Here is a 17,810-nt window from a genome sequence, read left to right as displayed (position 1 = left end):
CGGATGTCGACCATCCGGCTTCAGGCTGTAGAGAAACCCATGAAATAGTGAAATCTGCCTTGGTACTCCGGTGGGGTATCCCCTTCCGGCCGCTGTTGTTATCGGAAAACTTTCAATTAATACAGCGGTAATTTTCCGATAACAAAGGCGGACGCAATCGCTCCTACAGGGGATACCCCACCTATACCTTTGGCATTTTTTCAGCATATTAGGGTTTCTCTTCAATCTGAAGCCAAGCCGGATGTCGAACATCACGGCTTTTTTTACGTATAGCCGGCTTGCCCGGGCTTTTTAATTATAATAAAAAGTTATTCCAAATCTAGACGTGATTGGAGTACAATAGGCTTACTCTTTTTCGGACATGGGTCAAATCATTATAAGGGAGGGCGAACGTCCTATGCTTGAACTGCAATATCTGCAGCTGAATCAAGCTTACCCGGGCTCCGCATTTGCCTCCGATCCCGTCGAAGTGACGATCGCTGACCTCATTTCCTTGTGGACCTGTTCGGAGCGCAACGTCAAGATGATTCTAAAAAAGCTGGCGGCGCTGGGCTACATCGAATGGATCCCCGGCAGAGGGAGGGGGCACGCCTCCCGGCTTCGCTGCATCGCGAATGCCCAGGAGCTTCTCTTGGAGCATGCCCGTCAGTCCGTACATAAAGGGCAGCTTGACGAGGCGCTGCTGCTGGATCGGTTCGGCCGCGGTCAAGAGACGAAGGGACAGTTCATGGAATGGCTTTCCGCCTACTTCGGCTACCAAAGGGAGGAGTGGGACCAGCAGCAGCTGGATACGCTGCGCGTCCCCGTATTCCGGCCCGTCCGTACTCTGGACCCGGCCAGCACCTTCTATGCGCTGGAGGCCCATCTGGTGAAGCAGGTGTACAATACGCTCGTGACCTACCATCCCCAGCGGCGGATGATCGAGCCGCAGCTTGCGCACTACTGGGAAGTGAGCGACGATGCGCTGGAGTGGAAATTTTACCTGCGGAGGGGAATCGCATTCCATCATGGGAAGGAGCTGACCGCGCACGATGTCGCGTTTACCTTCCGGTGGCTGATGGACCGCAGCAAGCCGCTGCCGCAGCGCTGGCTGTACGAGCAGCTGAACGAGGTGCGGGTGCTCGATAACCGGGCGGTGTCGTTTCATTTGAATGCCCCGAATCAGCTGTTTCTGCGATATTTGTGCTTCTCGGCCTCGAGCGTGCTGCCTTCGGACCGGCCAGAGCCCGAAGCTATGGACCAGGGCGGCCTGCTGCCCTCGGGCACCGGGCCGTTCAAGCTGACGGACTGGAGCCCGAACCGGTGCGTGCTGGAAGCGCACAGGGATTATTTTGAGGGACGGCCGCATTTGGACCGGGTGGAGCTCACCAACGTTCCGGAGGAGGAACGGAACCATTTGACGTTCCCCGTCTTGAATTCGGTGCTCTGCATTCATGGAGGCGAGCAGGGGCCGAGAGGGACGCAAGGAACGGATTCGGATTGGGAGGCCATCCAGCTGATTAACGACGGCTGCACCATGATGACCTATAATATGAAAAAAAACGGGCCGCAGCAGGACGTCCGGTTCCGCAAAGCGCTTCACCATCTTGTCGACCGGGGCTCCCTGGTCCAGACGCTTGGGGAAAACCGGCGCTATCCGGCGTCGGGGCTGCAGCCCCACGATTACCTGGTGCAGCACGATCAAGCTTACGATCCGGCGACCGCCCGGCGGCTACTGGAGGACATGGCTTACGACGGGACGCCGTTCCGCATCTCCACCAATTATAAGCATTATAAGGATGCCTTGTGGATAAGAGACCGGTGCCGGGATTTCGGCGTGGTGGTGGAGGTGACCTGCTATGATACCTATGAGCTGACGTACTCCGAGGTGGTCAGAGAAACCGACGCCATTTTGTATCAATTCATCAATGATGAAGGAGAGGTCTCTCTCCTGGAGCTGTTCCTTCGGGAGGACAGCTTCATCCGGGCTCACATGCATGAAGAGATTAAAGCCCGAGTGGATAAAATCGCAGCCGACCTGCTGTCCTCCGCGTCGCCGGACTACCGCAAGCACAGGCTGAACGATTTGGAAGAGCTGCTGGGCCATGAGCACGTCGTGATGTTTCTGCTCTTCAAAGAGCTGAACACTTTTTTTAATCCGAGCGTCCGCGGGGTTACGGTGAATTCCACGGGGTGGATCGATTTCAAGAACATTTGGCTGCAGTCCGTCTAACGCAAGCAAGGAGTCCCTCCGACATGGAAGGGACTCCTTTAGATTGACGAGAAACCCGGATATGCAGAAAATTGCTAAAAGTGAAGGCGGAGTATCCCCTGTAGGAGCGATAGCGCCCGCCTTTGTTATCGGAAAATGACCGCTAAATAACGAATAAATTGACCCATTTCTGATAACAACAGCAGGCCGGAAGGGGATACCTCATCGGAATACCAAGGTAGATTTCTCTATTTCATGGGTTTCTCTACAGCATGAAGGAGTCCCTCCGATTCGGAAGGGACTCCTAGTCGTTCTTAGGCTTTCAGCTTGAATTTAGCTGTAAGCTCGTTCAAATGCTGGGCAATCTCGCTGAGCGAGCCGGCCGAGGACGCTATATCCTCGACGGATGCCAGCTGTTCCTGACTTGCCGCCGACACGGTTTGGGCGTGGGCGGAGGAGTTCCTGGCGATGGAGCTGATCTCCGCTACGGAAGCGGCAATTTCCTCGGTGCCCGCCGCCATTTCCTCCGCCGAAGCCGCGACCTCTTGAACCCGGCCCGAAATGTTCTCCGACATCCGGACGATTTCCTCGAACGCATGACTCGCTTCGGATACCGCCTGCATTCCCCGGGTCATCTCCCCTGCATTTTCCCTCATGGAATGTACGGTCCGGGCGGTATCGTTCTGAACCTGCTCCACCAGCTCGGCGATTTGCTTTGCGGCATTGCCGGATTGATCGGACAGCTTGCGGATCTCCGACGCTACCACGGCGAAGCCTTTGCCGTGCTCGCCGGCCCGCGCAGCTTCGATTCCGGCATTGAGCGCCAGAAGGTTGGTTTGGTTCGCAATGCCGGCCATCATTTCGACGATCTGACCGATATTGTTCGAATGCTCTTCCAGACGGCCGATATCGGAAGCCGCTTGTTGAATCGATTCGTTGACCTCCGTAATTTTACGGTTCACGGTAACGATCGCTTCTCTTCCTTCCGTTGCATGCTTGAAACCGGCGATCGCCATATCGGATACTTCCGTTGCGTTCTCTGCGATGTTCTGTACGCCCAGCGCCAGCTCGTCCATCGCGCGGTTGGTTTCCGCAGAGGTCTGCAGCTGGCTGTCCGATCCCGCCGCCACCTCCAGAATGGCTTCCGTCACTTGGCCCGCCGAAGTGGAAGCCTGCTCGGAGCTGGCGAACAGCTCCTCGGAAGACGCAGCGACAGAAGAAGAGGTATTCTGTATGTCATGCATCATCGCCGACAGGCTCGCTTTCATCCGGTTCAGCGCCGACACCAGATCGCCGAGCTCGTCTTTGCCCCGGTACCGTATGTCCGATCCGGTTAAATCGCCGTTCGATACGGCATTCAGCGCGAGCGAGGCGTTTCGTACGGGACCGGAGATGAGACGGGTAATCACGGTTGCCAGGAGCGCTCCCAGGAGCAAGGCGATTACAACGAATGTAATGGTCGTTTTGAAGCCCCCGGCATACAGCGCGTCGCTCGTTTTGGCCGTTTCGGCCGCTCCGTCGTGATTGATTTTGACCAGCGCATCCAGCACTTTCTGCATGGCATTATACGATTTCTCGGACTGGCGGAGCAGATCCACGACCTCCTGCTGCCGTTTGCCGGCCCCTTTGACAATGTCCACTTCCTTCGCCAGCTCGACATATTTGGCATGCAGCGATTTGTAGTTATTCCATTCCTTCTTCAGCAACTCATAATGCTGCTTCTCATCCTCATTCGATACAAATCCGCTGTACTGCTGAAGCTGCTGCTCGATTTGGGCGAGCGTGTTTTGCGTATCCTTCTCGATCATGTCGTTCAAGGAATTATCCGGCTCTATCAATAGCCTGAGCTCCTGCTGGCGCACGTGCTCCGTGAGATAATTGATATTGTTGATCGTTTCCACCCCGGGCATCCAGACGGAGGTGATCTGTTTGGTCTGCCTATTGATCGAGCGCATCGTGTTCATGCTGACGAGTCCGAGTGCCACCGTCAACAGCAGAACTACAAGAAATCCGATCGAAAGTTTCATGCCTACCGACAATCTCATTATGTTAGACCCCCCAAAGTTAGTTGTTATTCACCAATTCGACATCATTCTACAAACCCCTCCCGAATTTTTGTAAATTTTTTGTGCGGAAAAATAGGACCAAACGGAAAGCGGAATAACTCTCCGTTTGGCTTCCAAGGAACTTTAATCGAAGCCTTGCTTCGTCTTTAGCCGCTCCACTTCAGCATCGCTTACGGCTTGCCCTCCGTAGCGGACCGATTCGTAAGCGGAGACGAGACGCTCGGTTTCTTCAGGCGCGCGGGAGGGCGTCCGGCTTCGGACGTCGCCTGCGGTTTCCCTCGGCGTCAGCTGCGGCTGGAAGCGGTACCCCGCACGAATAGCCCGGCGGAGCCAATCCGAGTACAGGTAGCGGACGCGTTCGGCATTATCAGCAAGATCGTTCCAGCCGGGCTCTGCGGTACGGGGAAGGAATAGACCGCGAAGGCGGTCCTTTAGACCTAGGCGCAAAGCGCTCCAGTCCATCAAGCTTTCGGTTTCGTCCTTGTACCCGCCGCCCCCGTCCTGCAGGTGCTCGAAGCGAAGCCAAGAGGCAAGCCATGCGCAGAGCTTGCGGAGCCACCCCGGCAGCCGCTTCAGCAGCAAGTATGCCGTATAGAGGGCGGCAGCTGCGAGCAGGATCACCGTAACGGCCATGAACGCTTTTTCCAGCCATACCCACAAGGCTGACGGAGGACCTGCCGGCTCCAGCCCGGGTGGCGGCCCTTTTGGTACGCTCGGCTGGGGCAGTGGCTCAGGCTGGGGTGAAGGCCGGCTGAGCCAGGCTGCGATTTGCGCCAGCAGCAGGTTCTTCAGCCAAGCGGCGGCTTCCTGAAGCTGGCGGAATAATGCGACGGCCATGACGATTCCGAGCAGCAGAAGCATCAGCGCCCGGTTATGCCACAGCACGGCTTGCGGTACGGAGGGATTTTGGCTCGCCGAGTACGTTTCCTGCTTCAGATGCGATTGGTTCACGATCAGAAGCGCGGCGGCGAGAGCGGCGGAGCCCAGCAAAGACAGCTCGGGACTGTACAGAGCCAGGGAAGGGACGAACCGCATGACGACCGAAACGGTAAAATAGAGCAGCAGCCCGATGACGCCCAGCCCGCCGGGGAAATCCTTGTGCCATGGCACCCAGGCCATTCGCGAGCCGCGGTAGGCGAGCAGCCAGCCGATAAGGATCATCCAGTACCAGCGGAGCTCACCGCCGAAGAGCAGATAAGCCTGGAGTCCGGCGATCAGCACAAGTCCCGGGTGCAGAGTGATCGTTCTGGCCGGCTTGAGGATCAGCTGGTAGGCGCAGCCTGCGGCATACATTAGCGGCAGGGTGCCGAGCCAGGGCCACAAATATCCGCCGGGCAGCGCATAGACGCCGATCAGGAAGGGCAGCGTCCCGAAGATCAGCAGTTCTATAGCACCCTTGAAAAGCGCGCTGCCGACGGCCTGAGCTGAGACGGTGACCTGAGTGTTCATCCGTTCGCCTCCTTACTCGTCCGGTGCTCCTCCAAGTCCTCTATCGGCGGCATCAGAGGGACCCAAACAACGGAGTTGCCGTTCGCCCTCAACCGCTCGACGGGCGGCTTCATCTTCTCGCTCATGTAGGCCGACAGAATGACGATGTCCTGCCGGCCGAGCCCGTTCTCCGCTTCCTGCTCGAGGAACGTATCGAAGGGGATGCTGCGCGCCACGACCAGCTTCGCCATCGTCTCCTGCAGCAGGCTCCACTGCCCGCCGCCGCTTCCCGGCTCGATCTTTACCGGCTCTTTGGGGGTGTCCACGGAGTAGGCGTTCGTGCCGAAGCCTGCTTCGGTCCCTTGTTCAAGCGCCTGGCCGGCCAGGGCGGCCGCCCATTCGATGCCCCGCTCGAATAAGGCTTCGTCGTTGACTTGGTGCCACATTTTGTCATGGTCCTCGACGTTCAAGTAAATCATCAGCCGGTCCTGCGCCGTGTAATCGTATTGATGTACCTGAAGGCGTCCCGTACGCGCCGAAGCCTTCCAGTTTACGCCCTTCAGCGGATCGCCGCTGCGGTATTCGCGCACCCCTGCGATCAGGAAGGGGTCTTCGACGATCCATCGGCGCACGGGACGGTCGCCTTGCCAGCTCCGGCTGGGAACGGGAATCTCTTCCGGATTCACCGGCCGGGGGTAAACGAGCAGCTCCGCCTGAAGCGAGAGCCGAACGGCCTTGCTTGACAGGCCGAGCGCATCGCCGAGGGTGAGGGTAGCCGTATTGAGCCGGTAGCAGCCCCGGGCCAGCGCCGTAATCTTGTGACGCCTCGTAATCTGTCTATAAGGCATCAGGCTGAACAGGCTTCGATGGTTCTGGAACAGCGTCCCGCCGCTGATATCGAGATTGAACTGCTTCTGAAACCGGAGATTCGCGTGGATCAACGATTCCAGCCGGAGCCAGGGCACGGGCAGCGGCTTCCGGTTGGATATGCGTTCGACCAGCTCGATCTCCTCCCCCGGATAGCAGGCTGCGGCGCTGAAGAAGCGTTCATACCGGATCGCCCGGTGGCCCCACTTTCGAAAGAGCGCGCCCTGGACTCCCGCTGCCAGCGCCGCCACGAACAAGATCCATCCGATGATCATCGTTATCCCTTCTTCCTATCGCAGTCCGAGACGGGCGGGCTCCTCCGCCGGTACGGGGACTTCCTGCACGATTCGCCCGATGATGTGCTCCGCCGCTTCCGATCGGGAGCGCAGGCTGCTCTTCAGCACGAGCCGGTGTGCAAGCACGGGAGAGGCCATCGCCTTGATGTCGTCGGGGGAGACGAACTCCCGCCCTTGTAGAATGGCGTGCACCTGCGAAGCCTTGAGCAGCGCCTGGCTGCCGCGCGGGCTCACCCCGACGGCGACGTCGCCGTGGGTGCGGGTCAGCTCAACGATGCGGAGCAAGTAAGCCAGCACTTCGTCGGTAACGGCAACGGAGCCGTAAAGCCGCTGAGCCTCCAAAATATCGTCCGCCCGGGTCACGCTTGCCAGCTCCCCCAGCGGCTCGGAGTCCTTGAACCGCTTCAGGATGGCTAGACCCTCCTCGGTCGTCGGATAGCCCATCCGGAGCTTGAACAGGAACCGGTCCAGCTGCGCCTCCGGCAGCGGGAACGTTCCCTGGTGTTCGATCGGATTCTGCGTTGCGATGACGAGGAACGGCCGCTCCAGAGTCCGGGTTTCCCCGTCGATGCTGATCTGCCGCTCTTCCATGCATTCGAGCAGGCTGGATTGCGTCCGCGGAGTGGCGCGGTTGATTTCGTCGGCAAGCAGAATGTGTGTGAACAGGGGACCCGGACGGAATTCAAATTCCGATCGCTTCTGGTTGAAAAAGTGGATGCCGCTCAGGTCCGATGGCAGCAGATCCGGAGTAAACTGAATGCGCCGGAAGCTGCAATCCAGCGATTGAGCCAGCGATTTGGCCAGCAGCGTCTTGCCGGTGCCCGGCACATCCTCCAGCAGGACGTGTCCGGATGCGACGAGAGCGATGAGCAGCTTGTCGATGATATCTTCCTTGCCTACGATCACACGGCCGACTTGGTGACGGATCCGTTCGGCAAGCTCGCGGACGGCGTCTAGGGACATGGTTCCTCACTCCTTGGGCGGATATCTGAATGAATAGTTCCACTACATGCTATTTCCTAATTTTACATGGAGCAGAAGCGCTTGTATACGTTGTCATACAAAAAGAAGGCGGCGGATTATCCGCTGCCTTCTTTCTTAGATTGACGATACGCAAAAAGGTGGTAGGCGGGGTATCCCCTGTAGGAGCGATAGCGACCGGAGGGGGTAATCCTCCGGCGACTATGGAGTCATAAACCGAACTGCGCCTGGTGCAGACGGCTGTATACGCCGCCCGAAGCGACGAGCTCTTCGTGCCGGCCTTGCTCGCTGACGCCCTGCTCCGTCACGACGACGATGCGGTCCGCCCCGCGGATCGTGGCGAGGCGGTGCGCGATCACGAGCGTCGTCCGGCCTTGCGACAGCTCCGCCAGCGACTGCTGGATGGCCGCCTCGGTCTCCGTATCGAGCGCCGACGTCGCTTCGTCGAGTATCAGAATCGGCGGATTCTTCAGAAAAATCCGTGCAATGGCGAGCCGCTGCTTCTGCCCGCCGGACAGCTTGACTCCGCGCTCTCCGACATAGGTGCCCAGCCCCTCGGGCAGCGACCGGATTAAATCATCGAGCCGCGAGCGCCGGGCGGCCTCCCAGATTTCTTCATCCGTCGCCCCGAGCTTGCCGTAAGCTATATTGTCCCTCATCGAGCCCGAGAACAGGAAGACGTCCTGCTGCACGATGCCGATATGGGAACGAAGCGAAACCAGCTTTATGCGCCGGATGTCGAGTCCGTCAATCGTCAAGCTGCCTTCTTCAATTTCATAGAAGCGGGGAATCAAGCTGCACAGCGTCGTTTTGCCCGCGCCAGAAGGTCCGACGAAGGCGACGGTTTCCCCTGCGCGGATCGTCAAATCGACGTTCTGCAGCACTTTGGCATGATCCTCGTAGCCGAAGGTGACGCCCTCGAAACGAATCTCGCCGCGAAGCGACTTGACGTCCGCTGCATCCGGCGCATCGGCGACATCAGGCGCCGTGTCCATAATTTCGGTAAACCGCTTGAAGCCGGCCATGCCTTTCGGGTAATTTTCCAGGAACGCATTGATTTTCTCAATCGGTTTGAAGAAGATGTTGATCAGCAGCAGGAAGCCTACGAATTGTCCGTAGGACAGCTGACCGTGGACGACAAACCAGGCGCCGCAGATCAGCACGAACAGCGAGATCAGCCGCATCAGCAGGTACATGCCCGACGAACTAAACGCGATGATCCTATAGGAATTCAGCTTCGCCCGGCGGAAATTCCGGTTGCTGACCGTAAATTTCTCCATCTCGTGCCGCTCGTTCGAGAATGTCTGGACGACCCGGATGCCGCTTACGCTGTCCTCGACCCGCGCGTTGACATCGGCAATCCCCGAGAACATTCGCTTCGCGGCATGCACCATTTTCATATTGCAAACGACGACGAGCCAGATGAGCAGCGGTACGACAAGGAAGGTGAGGCAGGCCAGCTTCCAATTGATGGCTAGCATCATGAGGAAAGCGCCGATCAGCGTCATTACGGCGATGAAAACGTCCTCCGGCCCATGATGGGCCATCTCGCCGATTTCGAACAAATCATTCGTCATCCGCGACATGAGGTGTCCGGTCTTGTTGTTGTCGAAGAAACGGAAGCTCAGCTTCTGAATATGCCCGAACAGCTGTCTCCGCATATCGTATTCGATGTTGATGCCAAGCTTATGTCCCCAATAGGTGACAATGTAATTAAGGCCGGTAGTGATCAGATAAAGCGCGAGCAAACCGGCGCAGGCCCATACGATCAGCGCCCAGTCCTTGCCCGGCAGCAGCCGGTCGACAATGTGGTTCACCGCCAGAGGAAAACAGAGCTCGAGCAGGGCGGCGACGACCGCGCACGAGAAATCAAGAAGAAACAGCCTCTTGTAAGGCAGGTAATATTGAAAAAAGCGGCGTATCATAGGTCACCTTCCACCTGTTTTTTGACATTATAGAACGGGGGAGGGTGAGGTACAAGAGAAAAAACGGTTATAACGAGAAGGGAGGCAACTTTCCGATTGACACTTGAAGAAGAGCGGTGATACTATGAAATTGTCAATATATAAAACCGCGGTTTATTATAATAAACCTATTGCATCATGGAGGCTTTTTCATGGAAAAGAAGTATTGGGTTCCGGCTTTGGAGAAGGCGAACGACGTGCTGCTGCAAATCTCGGAGCAGCCTTCCGGACTGAAGCTCATCGATTTATCCAAGCGGCTCGGCATTAATAAAAGCTCGATGTTTTCCCTGCTGAACACGATGGAAGCGCTCGATTGGGTCGTTCGGGAGAAGGAAGGCACGTATTCGCTCGGATCGAAGCTGGGGTTCATTGGAAACGCTTTTTTCAAGCAGTTCAGCTTGATCGACCGGTTCCGCAAGGAAGCCTCCGTGACGAAGCATGTCATTCAGGAAACGATTCAGCTCGCCAAGCTGGAGCAGCAGGACGTGCTCTATCTGGCCAAGGAAGAGATGCCTTCCCCGGTTCGTCTTGCTTCGGAGCCGGGCAAGAAGCTTCCGGCGCACGCTACGGCGCTGGGCAAGGCGCTGCTCGCCTGGCTGGAGGACAGTGAGCTGGAGACGCTGTTCACTGAGGAGACGCTGGAGCCTTGTCTGACGCCGCATACGCTGCGCAGCCGGGAGGAGCTGCTCCGCCAGCTGACGGAGGTACGGGATACCGGCTTCGCCTTCGATCTGCAGGAAGCCGTCATGGGCTTCTGCTGCGTGGCAGCACCCGTGCGCGACGCCGAGGGACGCGTTATTGCGGCCATCAGCTGCTCGATGTTCCGGCACGAATGGGACGAGAAGCGCGAGCTGGCGCAGCGGGAGATCTGCGCGCTCGCGAAGCGGTTGTCCCAGGCGTGAGGAGGACGTCCGGCGGCCCGCCCGATTGCAACCAAATTTATAGATAAGGGAAGTGTTTGGTGTTGAGACTGCAGGATAAAGTCATTCTCATTACCGGCTCCGGTTCCGGAATCGGCAAAGCCACTGCGCTGCTGTTCGCCCGTGAAGGCGCGACGGTGATCGTCAACGATCTGGCGGCGGACAAAGGCCTGGAGACGGTAAACGAAATTGCGAATGCGGGCGGCAAGGCCGCTTTCATACAAGCGGACGTGACGAATCCGGAATCGGTGAAGAGCATGGTGGACGAAATCATCGCCGCCCACGGCAGGATCGACGTCCTGTTCAACAACGCAGGGGTCAGCGGCGTCGGAGCGATCCACGAGGTGGAGCCGGATGCATGGGACCGCGTCATTAATATCAACATTCGCGGCGTCTTTTTGCCCTGCAAGTACGTGATTCCGCACATGATGGACCGCAAAGACGGCTCCGTCATCAACATGTCCTCCTGCATCGCCGAGATCGGGCTGGCGCGCAGAGCTTCCTATTCCGCGACGAAAGGCGCCGTCCTGGCGCTGACGAAATCGATGCAGGTCGATTACGCTCCGTCCGGCATTCGCGTCAACGCGCTGCTTCCGGGAACCGTACTCACGCCGTTCGTCGAGGATTACCTGCGCAATTCGTACGACGATATCGAGCAGGGCTACGAGTCTCTGAAGAAACGCCAGCTAAGCGGCGATCTGCTTCGTCCGGACGACGTAGCCAAGGCGGCGCTGTTCCTCGCGTCCGACGATTCGAAGTTTATGATGGGCTCCCCGCTGTACATCGACGGCGGCGTCGTATTCGGCAAAAGCGTTTAAACGGTTAATTCAAATATATTGGAGGGTATCCGAACTTATGAAGATCGTAACTTTTATAGAAAACGGCACGCAGCAGCTCGGCGTCAAAACGGAGCAGGGCATCGTACATATCGCCAAAGCGCTTGAGGCGGTGTCCTCGCAGCAGCAGCCAATTCCCCACAGCGTCCATGAGGTCATCGAAGGCGGAACGGCGGCGGTGGCTGCCCTGCAGTCTTTCGTCGACCGAGCGCTGGCTTCCGGCGGAAGAGACGCGTTCCTTTTGGACGAGGCGAAAGTGACCTATGCGCCTTGCGTAACCCATCCGAACAAAATCATTTGCGTCGGCCTCAATTACCGCAAGCATGCGGAAGAAACGAACGCGCCGATTCCGCAGTACCCGATTCTGTTCAACAAGTTCAACAACACGCTGACGGGCCACGGCCATGACGTTCCGCTGCCTGTGAAGGTTTCGAGCAAAGTCGATTATGAAGCCGAGCTTGTCATCGTCATCGGCAAGGAAGCGAAATATGTGTCCAAGGAGAATGCGCTGGACTATGTTTTCGGCTACTGCAACGTCAACGACCTGTCGGCGCGCGACCTGCAAATGAGGACGCAGCAATGGCTGCTCGGCAAATCCTGCGACGGCTTCAGCCCGCTGGGACCGTATCTCGTAACGGCCGACGAAGTAGGCAACCCGAACGATCTCGGCATTAAATGCATCGTGAACGGCGAAGTTCGCCAGAACTCGAACACGTCGGACATGATTTTCCATTGCGATGAAATCGTCAGCTACATTTCGCAGCATATGACGCTCGTTCCGGGGGACATCATTCTGACGGGTACGCCGGAAGGGGTTGTACTGGGCTATCCGGAGGATAAGCAGATGTATCTTAAGGACGGCGACGTTGTTACGATCGAGATCGAGAAGCTCGGCGCGCTGACGAACTGCATGGTGAACGAACAGGCTTAAACATATAGGGCATAAAGGGGAGGCTTACCAGCCATGGCAGGAACCATCGAAGCCGGCGCCAGCGCGCTCGTCATGGATGCGCGCGATCACGTCGCCACGGCGATCAAGGATTTGAAAGCGGGAGACACCATCTCCTACCGCAAGCAGGATCAAGTATTTGAGCTGACGCTCCTTGATCCGATCCCTTTCGGGCACAAGGTTGCGATCGAAGATATTCCTGCCGGAACGGATATCCGCAAGTACGGCGAGGTTATCGGTCGCACGACGGCAGCCGTTCAGGCGGGACAGCATGTACACGTTCACAACGTCGAAGGCATCCGCGGACGCGGCGACCAGGCGAAAGCCTAAGAGGAGGGCATACGAGCATGACACATATGATGGGATATAGAAGGCCGAACGGCGATGTGGGCATCCGCAATCATCTGCTTATCATTCCTACGGTCATTTGCGCAAATCAGGTATGTACCCGGATCAACCAAATGGTGCCGGATACGGTGGCCATTCCGCATCAGCACGGCTGCAGCCAGATCGGCGCGGACAAGGACCGCACCTTCGAGGTGCTGGCCGGTACGGGCCGCAATCCGAACGTCGGCGGCGTTATCATTATCAGCCTCGGCTGCGAGGTCGTAGACCCGCATGCGCTGGCGGAAGCGATTCGTCCGACCGGCAAGCCGGTCGAAGTATTCGATATTCAATCCGTCGGCGGATCGGTAAAGGCGATTCAGCACGGAGTGGAGCTGGCGAGAGCGATGCGCGCCAAGCTGGACGCCATGCAGCCTGAGCCTGTGCCTCTGAACGAGCTGATCATCGGGGTAAAATGCGGCGGCTCCGACGCGACATCCGGGCTCGCCTCGAATCCGGCGCTGGGTGCGGCAGCCGACTCGCTCATTCAACAAGGCGGCGGCGTCGTTATCGGCGAGACGACCGAGATCATCGGCGCCGAGCACGTGCTGGCCTCCCGTTGCGCGACGACCGAGACGGCGAATCAGTTGTACCATATCGTGGATCGCTTTGAGAAGGAAGTCGAGCGGATGGGCGCCGACATGCGCGGCGGCAATCCGAGCCCGGGCAATATTGCGGGGGGCTTGACGACGATCGAGGAGAAGTCGCTCGGCTGCATCAGCAAGTGCGGTACGGCTCCGATCCAGGGCGTGATCGAATATTCCGAGGCGATTCCGAAGCACGGGCTGTATTTCATGGATTCCCCGGGCAACGATATCGAATGCGTCTCGGGCATGGCTGCGGGCGGAGCGCATCTGGTTTGCTTCACAACCGGACGGGGTACCCCTACGGGCTCTGCGGTCGTGCCCGTTATCAAGATTACGGGCAATACCCGGATGTTCGAACGGATGTCCGACAACATGGACGTGAACGTAGGCGATATGCTCGAGGGCACGCTCAGTCTGGAGGAAGCGGGCAACCTCATCTGGCAGGAAATCCAGGAGGTCGCGAACGGCAAATTGACGAAAGCGGAAATTCTCGGACATACGGAATTCAGCATCAACCGGATCGGACCGAGCCTGTAAGCGGCTTTGGGATACGGGCTCCTAAACGAAAATGAAATTCTGAACTATTGAACTTGGAGGCTGCATTTCATGGGAAGATTGGCAAACCGGGTTGCGCTGGTTACCGGCGCAAGCCGCGGCATCGGCGAAGCGATCGCGCTTCGGCTGGCGGAGGAAGGCGCCCATGTGGCGATTAACTTCACTTCGGAGCGTTCGCGCCCGCTCGCGGAGAAGGTGAAGGAACAGTGCGAGGCCCACGGGGTGAAAGCGATCGTGGTGCAGGCGGACGTAGGCAGCAAGCCTCAGGTGGAAGCGATGTTCAAGCGGGTGGAGGAGCAGCTGGGCGACGTCGAGATCCTCGTGAACAACGCGGGCGTCGCCCCGTTCGAGCCGTTCATGAAAGTAACGGAGGAAACATGGGATCGCACGTACAACACGAACGTGAAATCGATCTTCATGGCTTCGCAGCTGGCGGCCAAATCGATGATCGAGAAGCGCTACGGCAAAATCGTCAACGTGCTCTCCACCGCCAGCCTCGTGGTCACGAGTCCGGTCATTCCACACTATCAATCGTCCAAAGCGGCGGCCAACATGCTGACCAAAGGCATGGCGATCGAGCTCGGACCTTACAACATTAACGTCAACGCCGTCGGACCGAGCACAGTCGATACCGATATGTGCACGGACTTCCTGACGGCCCCGGGCATGCGCGAGAAGGAAATCAATGCGAACCCGATGAAGCGTCTCGGCACCGCCCGCCAGATCGGCGATGCCGTCGTCTTCCTTGCTTCCGATGAAGCGATGCAGGTCAACGGCCATCTGCTGATGGTCGACGGCGGCCTCACCGTTAAGGCTGCCCAGCCTGAAGACCATATGGAACATTAATCATTCAAGGCCCTTTCCCGCGTCATCGGGAAAGGGCCTTTTCACTCTATATACGCGTTTTGGACGAAGGGGTCCGATAACGACAAGGGAGCGGGCCGGAGAACAAGGGTGCGGCCGTAGCGCAAAGCGGACCGCATTTGAGAACGAGGTACCGATTCTTGGGTAAGATGAGGATGGGAGATTCGTTTTCAAAAGCGTCTTGGAGCGGCTGGTTTATCCAGGAAATTTCGACACTTATCGACATCTTCTTCACACTTCGGCCACAAATTTCTACAATCTAATAATCTCCTAATATTTTACTGAAACTTTTTGAAAGTTTCATAGTTATATTATAAATATAACATGGGAGGTGAGTTAGCATGAAGGATATCCAAATGCTGCACAAAGGAAAAATAGTCAGGGGGCAAATTACGTACGATCAAACCGATTTGTTGGAGGTTAAGCTCGATAAGACGGATACGTTCCGTAACGGCGAGGAAGTAACAGTGTTGGGCTTCGAGCGTAAGCATCAAATGCGCGTGCTCCGGGTGACGCCGTTCAAGGTACTGTTCGCGCCGGCCGATTCCGAGGTGTTTCAGATCGATATTTCAAAGGACGAAGCCTATGAGGATTTGGTTTACGATGACAGCAAGAAATTTACAAGCTTCAGGCTGAATACCTATGCAACCATCAGCGAGGATTTCAGAACGTTCGCCGTTCGTGTCACCGATGTAAGCCGGCTCGGCTTCGGGTTCGAGATCAACGATTTCTCCGTAAAAATGAATCATGTGTACGATTCCATGATCATCTGCGACGAGGTAACGATTCATCCGAAGCTTGTCGTCCGATACGCCCACATTTTGGAAAAAACGATCCGCTATGGAGCGGAGATTCATCATATAACGCCGGGAGATTTAAGCCGCTTACGGTATTATATCGTGACGCGCCAGTTTGTTACCGTATAAGGCTGGCTGGATTGCCGCAAAAAAATAGGAGCAGGGAACACCGCGAGGCAAGCGGTTGTCCCTGCTCCTGATTCATTTTAGAGGCCTAGCTGCGGCTCGCGGCCGCGGATCCACACCCGTTCGAGCTCAAGCGCCGGCGTAAGCTGCAGCAGATCCGCCTGCTTGCCGGCTTCAATGCTGCCGGTCGTTTGTGCAAGGCCCAGCAGCTTCGCGGGATTCCAGCTCGCCATACGGCTTGCGGCAGCGAGGTCGATGCCGACCTTCTCCACCATGAAGCGCAGCGCGCCGAGCATCGTCAGCGTGCTCCCGGCCAGGTTGTCGCCGTCCCTCAGCCGGGCTACGCCATCCTTTACCATAACGTCGAGGCCGCCGAGCGAATATTCGCCGTCGCCGAGCCCCGCGGCCGAGATCGCGTCCGTGATCAGCAGCAGATTATCCTGCCGCTTCACGCGCGTCAGCAGCCGGATGGCGGCGGGATGCACATGATGGCCGTCGGCAATGATTTCCGCGCTGACGTCATCGTGGTCGAGCACGGCCCCGACGACGCCGGGCTTGCGGTGATGAAGCCCAGTCATGGCGTTGAACGTATGGACGGCATGACGCAGGCCGTGCTTCCGGGCAGCCGTGAGTTGCTCGTAGCTGGCGTCCGTATGCCCGCAGGAGGCGACGATGCCGCTGCGGGTCAGCCATTCGATCAGCTCCGGCGCTCCATCCCTTTCCGGAGCCAGCGTCAGCATCCGGATTAAGCCGGGATACTGCGTATGCCAAGCTTCAAGCCAATCTTTCCGGGGAGGCTCGATGAAGTTGGGGTTCTGGGCCCCGGGCCATTGCGGACTGATGAACGGACCCTCCAGATGCACCCCGGCAAGCGTAGCGAAAGGCATCACTTGCTGCCTGTAGGCGCTGACCCGGCTCAGTACGCCGGAAATCGCCGCCTGCGAAGCCGTGACGGTCGTCGCCAGCATGGTCGTGGTGCCGTGGGCGGCGTGGAAACGGGTGATGGCATCGAGCTCCGCGGCCCCCGCATCCATGAAGTCATGTCCGAAGCCGCCGTGCACGTGCACGTCAATGAAGCCCGGAAGAAGCCAGCCGCCGCAGGCATCGACGGATCGCTCCACGGACGGAAGGGAGCCCTGGCCTTCCATCGTGCCGACCGATGCCAGTCGGCCTTGTTCGTTGATAAGGGCATAGCCTTGGGGAATGATGCCGTCCGGCGTGACGACGGCGGCGTTACGGATCAGGGTTGGGTAAATCTCGCTTGCTCCGCTCATGCTAACCGGCCTCCCGCTTCCGAGTCCAGCAGGACGACCACGTGCGGATGGGTTTGCAGCAGCGAGGCCGGACACTCCGTCGTAATCGGCCCTTGCAGCGCCCTCGCCACAATCTCCGCCTTGTCACTTCCTCGAACGACAAGCAGAATCATTTTCGCCTTCAGAATCGTCCCCACACCCATCGTGATCGCATGCGTCGGCACCTGCTCCGGCTTGTCGAAAAAGCGCGCGTTCGCCTCCCGGGTCTGCTCCTGAAGCTTCACGACATGCGTGCCGCTTCGCAGTGCATGGTCCGGTTCGTTGAACCCGATATGACCGTTGTGACCGAGACCGAGCAGCTGCAGGTCGATTTGGCCGGCCTGCTCCAGCAGAGCGTCGTACCTGCGGCATTCCTCCTCCAGAGAGGAGGCCATGCCGTCAGGAATATGACAGCGCTCCGGTGCGGCGTTGACGTAACCGAACAGGTGCTCCTGCATAAAGCTGTAATAGCTGGCCGGATGGTTCCGGTCGAGGCCGACATATTCATCGAGATTGAACGTCGTCGCTTTGGCGAAGCTGACTAGCTGCTGGCGGTGAGCTTCCACCAGCTCCTCGTAAATGTCTACCGGCGTTCCCCCGGTAGCAAGCCCCAATACCGCTCGGGGATTCGTCTGCACGAGTCCCGTAATAATGCCGGCCCCGGCCTTGTTCAATTCTTCTTGCGAACGGAATGTTAGAATGTTCAT

The 17,810-nt window shown here is 57.9% G+C and carries 15 protein-coding genes; 8 read left to right on the top strand and 7 right to left on the bottom strand.

Annotation, left to right across the window (positions count from 1 at the left end; all coding sequences use genetic code 11):
* Nucleotides 1-397: 397 nt before the first annotated feature.
* A complete protein-coding gene (locus tag O9H85_RS13840; RefSeq protein ID WP_269882015.1) occupies nucleotides 398-2,212 on the top strand; it encodes an ABC transporter substrate-binding protein in 1,815 nt (604 codons plus the stop codon).
* A 293-nt stretch (nucleotides 2,213-2,505) separates the two neighbouring features.
* On the opposite strand, the gene O9H85_RS13835 is transcribed toward O9H85_RS13840, so the two are convergent.
* The 5 genes from O9H85_RS13835 to O9H85_RS13815 form a co-directional block, all read right to left on the bottom strand.
* The gene (locus O9H85_RS13835; RefSeq protein WP_269882014.1) at nucleotides 2,506-4,236 is read right to left on the bottom strand and encodes a methyl-accepting chemotaxis protein; all 1,731 of its coding nucleotides are present in this window, start codon (nucleotides 4,234-4,236) and stop codon (nucleotides 2,506-2,508) included.
* Between the two features lie 144 nt (nucleotides 4,237-4,380).
* Nucleotides 4,381-5,706 carry a DUF4129 domain-containing protein gene (locus tag O9H85_RS13830; protein WP_269882013.1) on the bottom strand — a complete coding sequence of 442 codons (1,326 nt, stop codon included), beginning with the start codon at nucleotides 5,704-5,706 and terminating at the stop codon, nucleotides 4,381-4,383.
* Nucleotides 5,703-6,827 (bottom strand): DUF58 domain-containing protein, encoded by a 1,125-nt coding sequence (locus tag O9H85_RS13825; protein ID WP_269882012.1) that lies wholly within the window; start codon nucleotides 6,825-6,827, stop codon nucleotides 5,703-5,705. Before O9H85_RS13825 ends, O9H85_RS13830 begins: the two co-directional genes overlap by 4 nt.
* Before the next feature lie 15 nt (nucleotides 6,828-6,842).
* Nucleotides 6,843-7,811: an AAA family ATPase gene (locus O9H85_RS13820; RefSeq protein ID WP_269882011.1), complete on the bottom strand. Its 969-nt coding sequence runs from the start codon at nucleotides 7,809-7,811 to the stop codon at nucleotides 6,843-6,845.
* Nucleotides 7,812-8,038: 227 nt separating this feature from the next.
* Nucleotides 8,039-9,754 carry an ABC transporter ATP-binding protein gene (locus O9H85_RS13815; RefSeq protein WP_269882010.1) on the bottom strand — a complete coding sequence of 572 codons (1,716 nt, stop codon included), beginning with the start codon at nucleotides 9,752-9,754 and terminating at the stop codon, nucleotides 8,039-8,041.
* 191 nt (nucleotides 9,755-9,945) lie between these two features.
* On the opposite strand from O9H85_RS13815, the gene O9H85_RS13810 reads away from it, so the two are divergent.
* The 7 genes from O9H85_RS13810 to O9H85_RS13780 all read left to right on the top strand — a co-directional run bounded on the left by O9H85_RS13810 (nucleotide 9,946) and on the right by O9H85_RS13780 (nucleotide 15,814).
* Nucleotides 9,946-10,695 carry an IclR family transcriptional regulator gene (locus tag O9H85_RS13810; RefSeq protein WP_269882009.1) on the top strand — a complete coding sequence of 250 codons (750 nt, stop codon included), beginning with the start codon at nucleotides 9,946-9,948 and terminating at the stop codon, nucleotides 10,693-10,695.
* A gap of 62 nt (nucleotides 10,696-10,757) precedes the next feature.
* Nucleotides 10,758-11,531, top strand: a complete 774-nt coding sequence (locus O9H85_RS13805; protein ID WP_269882008.1) for an SDR family NAD(P)-dependent oxidoreductase — start codon at nucleotides 10,758-10,760, stop codon at nucleotides 11,529-11,531.
* A gap of 37 nt (nucleotides 11,532-11,568) precedes the next feature.
* Entirely contained in the window at nucleotides 11,569-12,480 is a 912-nt protein-coding gene (locus O9H85_RS13800; RefSeq protein WP_269882007.1) for a fumarylacetoacetate hydrolase family protein, read from the top strand.
* 33 nt (nucleotides 12,481-12,513) lie between these two features.
* Nucleotides 12,514-12,828 carry a UxaA family hydrolase gene (locus O9H85_RS13795; RefSeq protein ID WP_269882006.1) on the top strand — a complete coding sequence of 105 codons (315 nt, stop codon included), beginning with the start codon at nucleotides 12,514-12,516 and terminating at the stop codon, nucleotides 12,826-12,828.
* Between the two features lie 17 nt (nucleotides 12,829-12,845).
* Nucleotides 12,846-14,006: a UxaA family hydrolase gene (locus O9H85_RS13790; protein ID WP_269882005.1), complete on the top strand. Its 1,161-nt coding sequence runs from the start codon at nucleotides 12,846-12,848 to the stop codon at nucleotides 14,004-14,006.
* 69 nt (nucleotides 14,007-14,075) lie between these two features.
* The gene (locus O9H85_RS13785) at nucleotides 14,076-14,870 is read left to right on the top strand and encodes an SDR family NAD(P)-dependent oxidoreductase (RefSeq protein ID WP_269882004.1); all 795 of its coding nucleotides are present in this window, start codon (nucleotides 14,076-14,078) and stop codon (nucleotides 14,868-14,870) included.
* A 359-nt stretch (nucleotides 14,871-15,229) separates the two neighbouring features.
* Complete coding sequence (locus tag O9H85_RS13780) at nucleotides 15,230-15,814, top strand: hypothetical protein (RefSeq protein ID WP_269882003.1); 585 nt, start codon at nucleotides 15,230-15,232, stop codon at nucleotides 15,812-15,814.
* Between the two features lie 77 nt (nucleotides 15,815-15,891).
* On the opposite strand, the gene nagA is transcribed toward O9H85_RS13780, so the two are convergent.
* Complete coding sequence (gene nagA, locus O9H85_RS13775) at nucleotides 15,892-17,085, bottom strand: N-acetylglucosamine-6-phosphate deacetylase (protein ID WP_269882002.1); 1,194 nt, start codon at nucleotides 17,083-17,085, stop codon at nucleotides 15,892-15,894.
* Nucleotides 17,082-17,810 carry a glucosamine-6-phosphate deaminase gene (nagB, locus tag O9H85_RS13770; protein WP_269882001.1) on the bottom strand — a complete coding sequence of 243 codons (729 nt, stop codon included), beginning with the start codon at nucleotides 17,808-17,810 and terminating at the stop codon, nucleotides 17,082-17,084. The genes nagA and nagB overlap by 4 nt, the downstream gene beginning before the upstream one ends.

Source organism: Paenibacillus gyeongsangnamensis (assembly GCF_027533625.1).
In the GTDB taxonomy this organism is placed as follows: Bacteria; Bacillota; Bacilli; order Paenibacillales; family NBRC-103111; genus Paenibacillus_G; species Paenibacillus_G gyeongsangnamensis.
The sequence above is the reverse complement of the archived record's forward strand: the minus strand, read 5'-3'. Positions and strand labels throughout refer to the sequence as shown.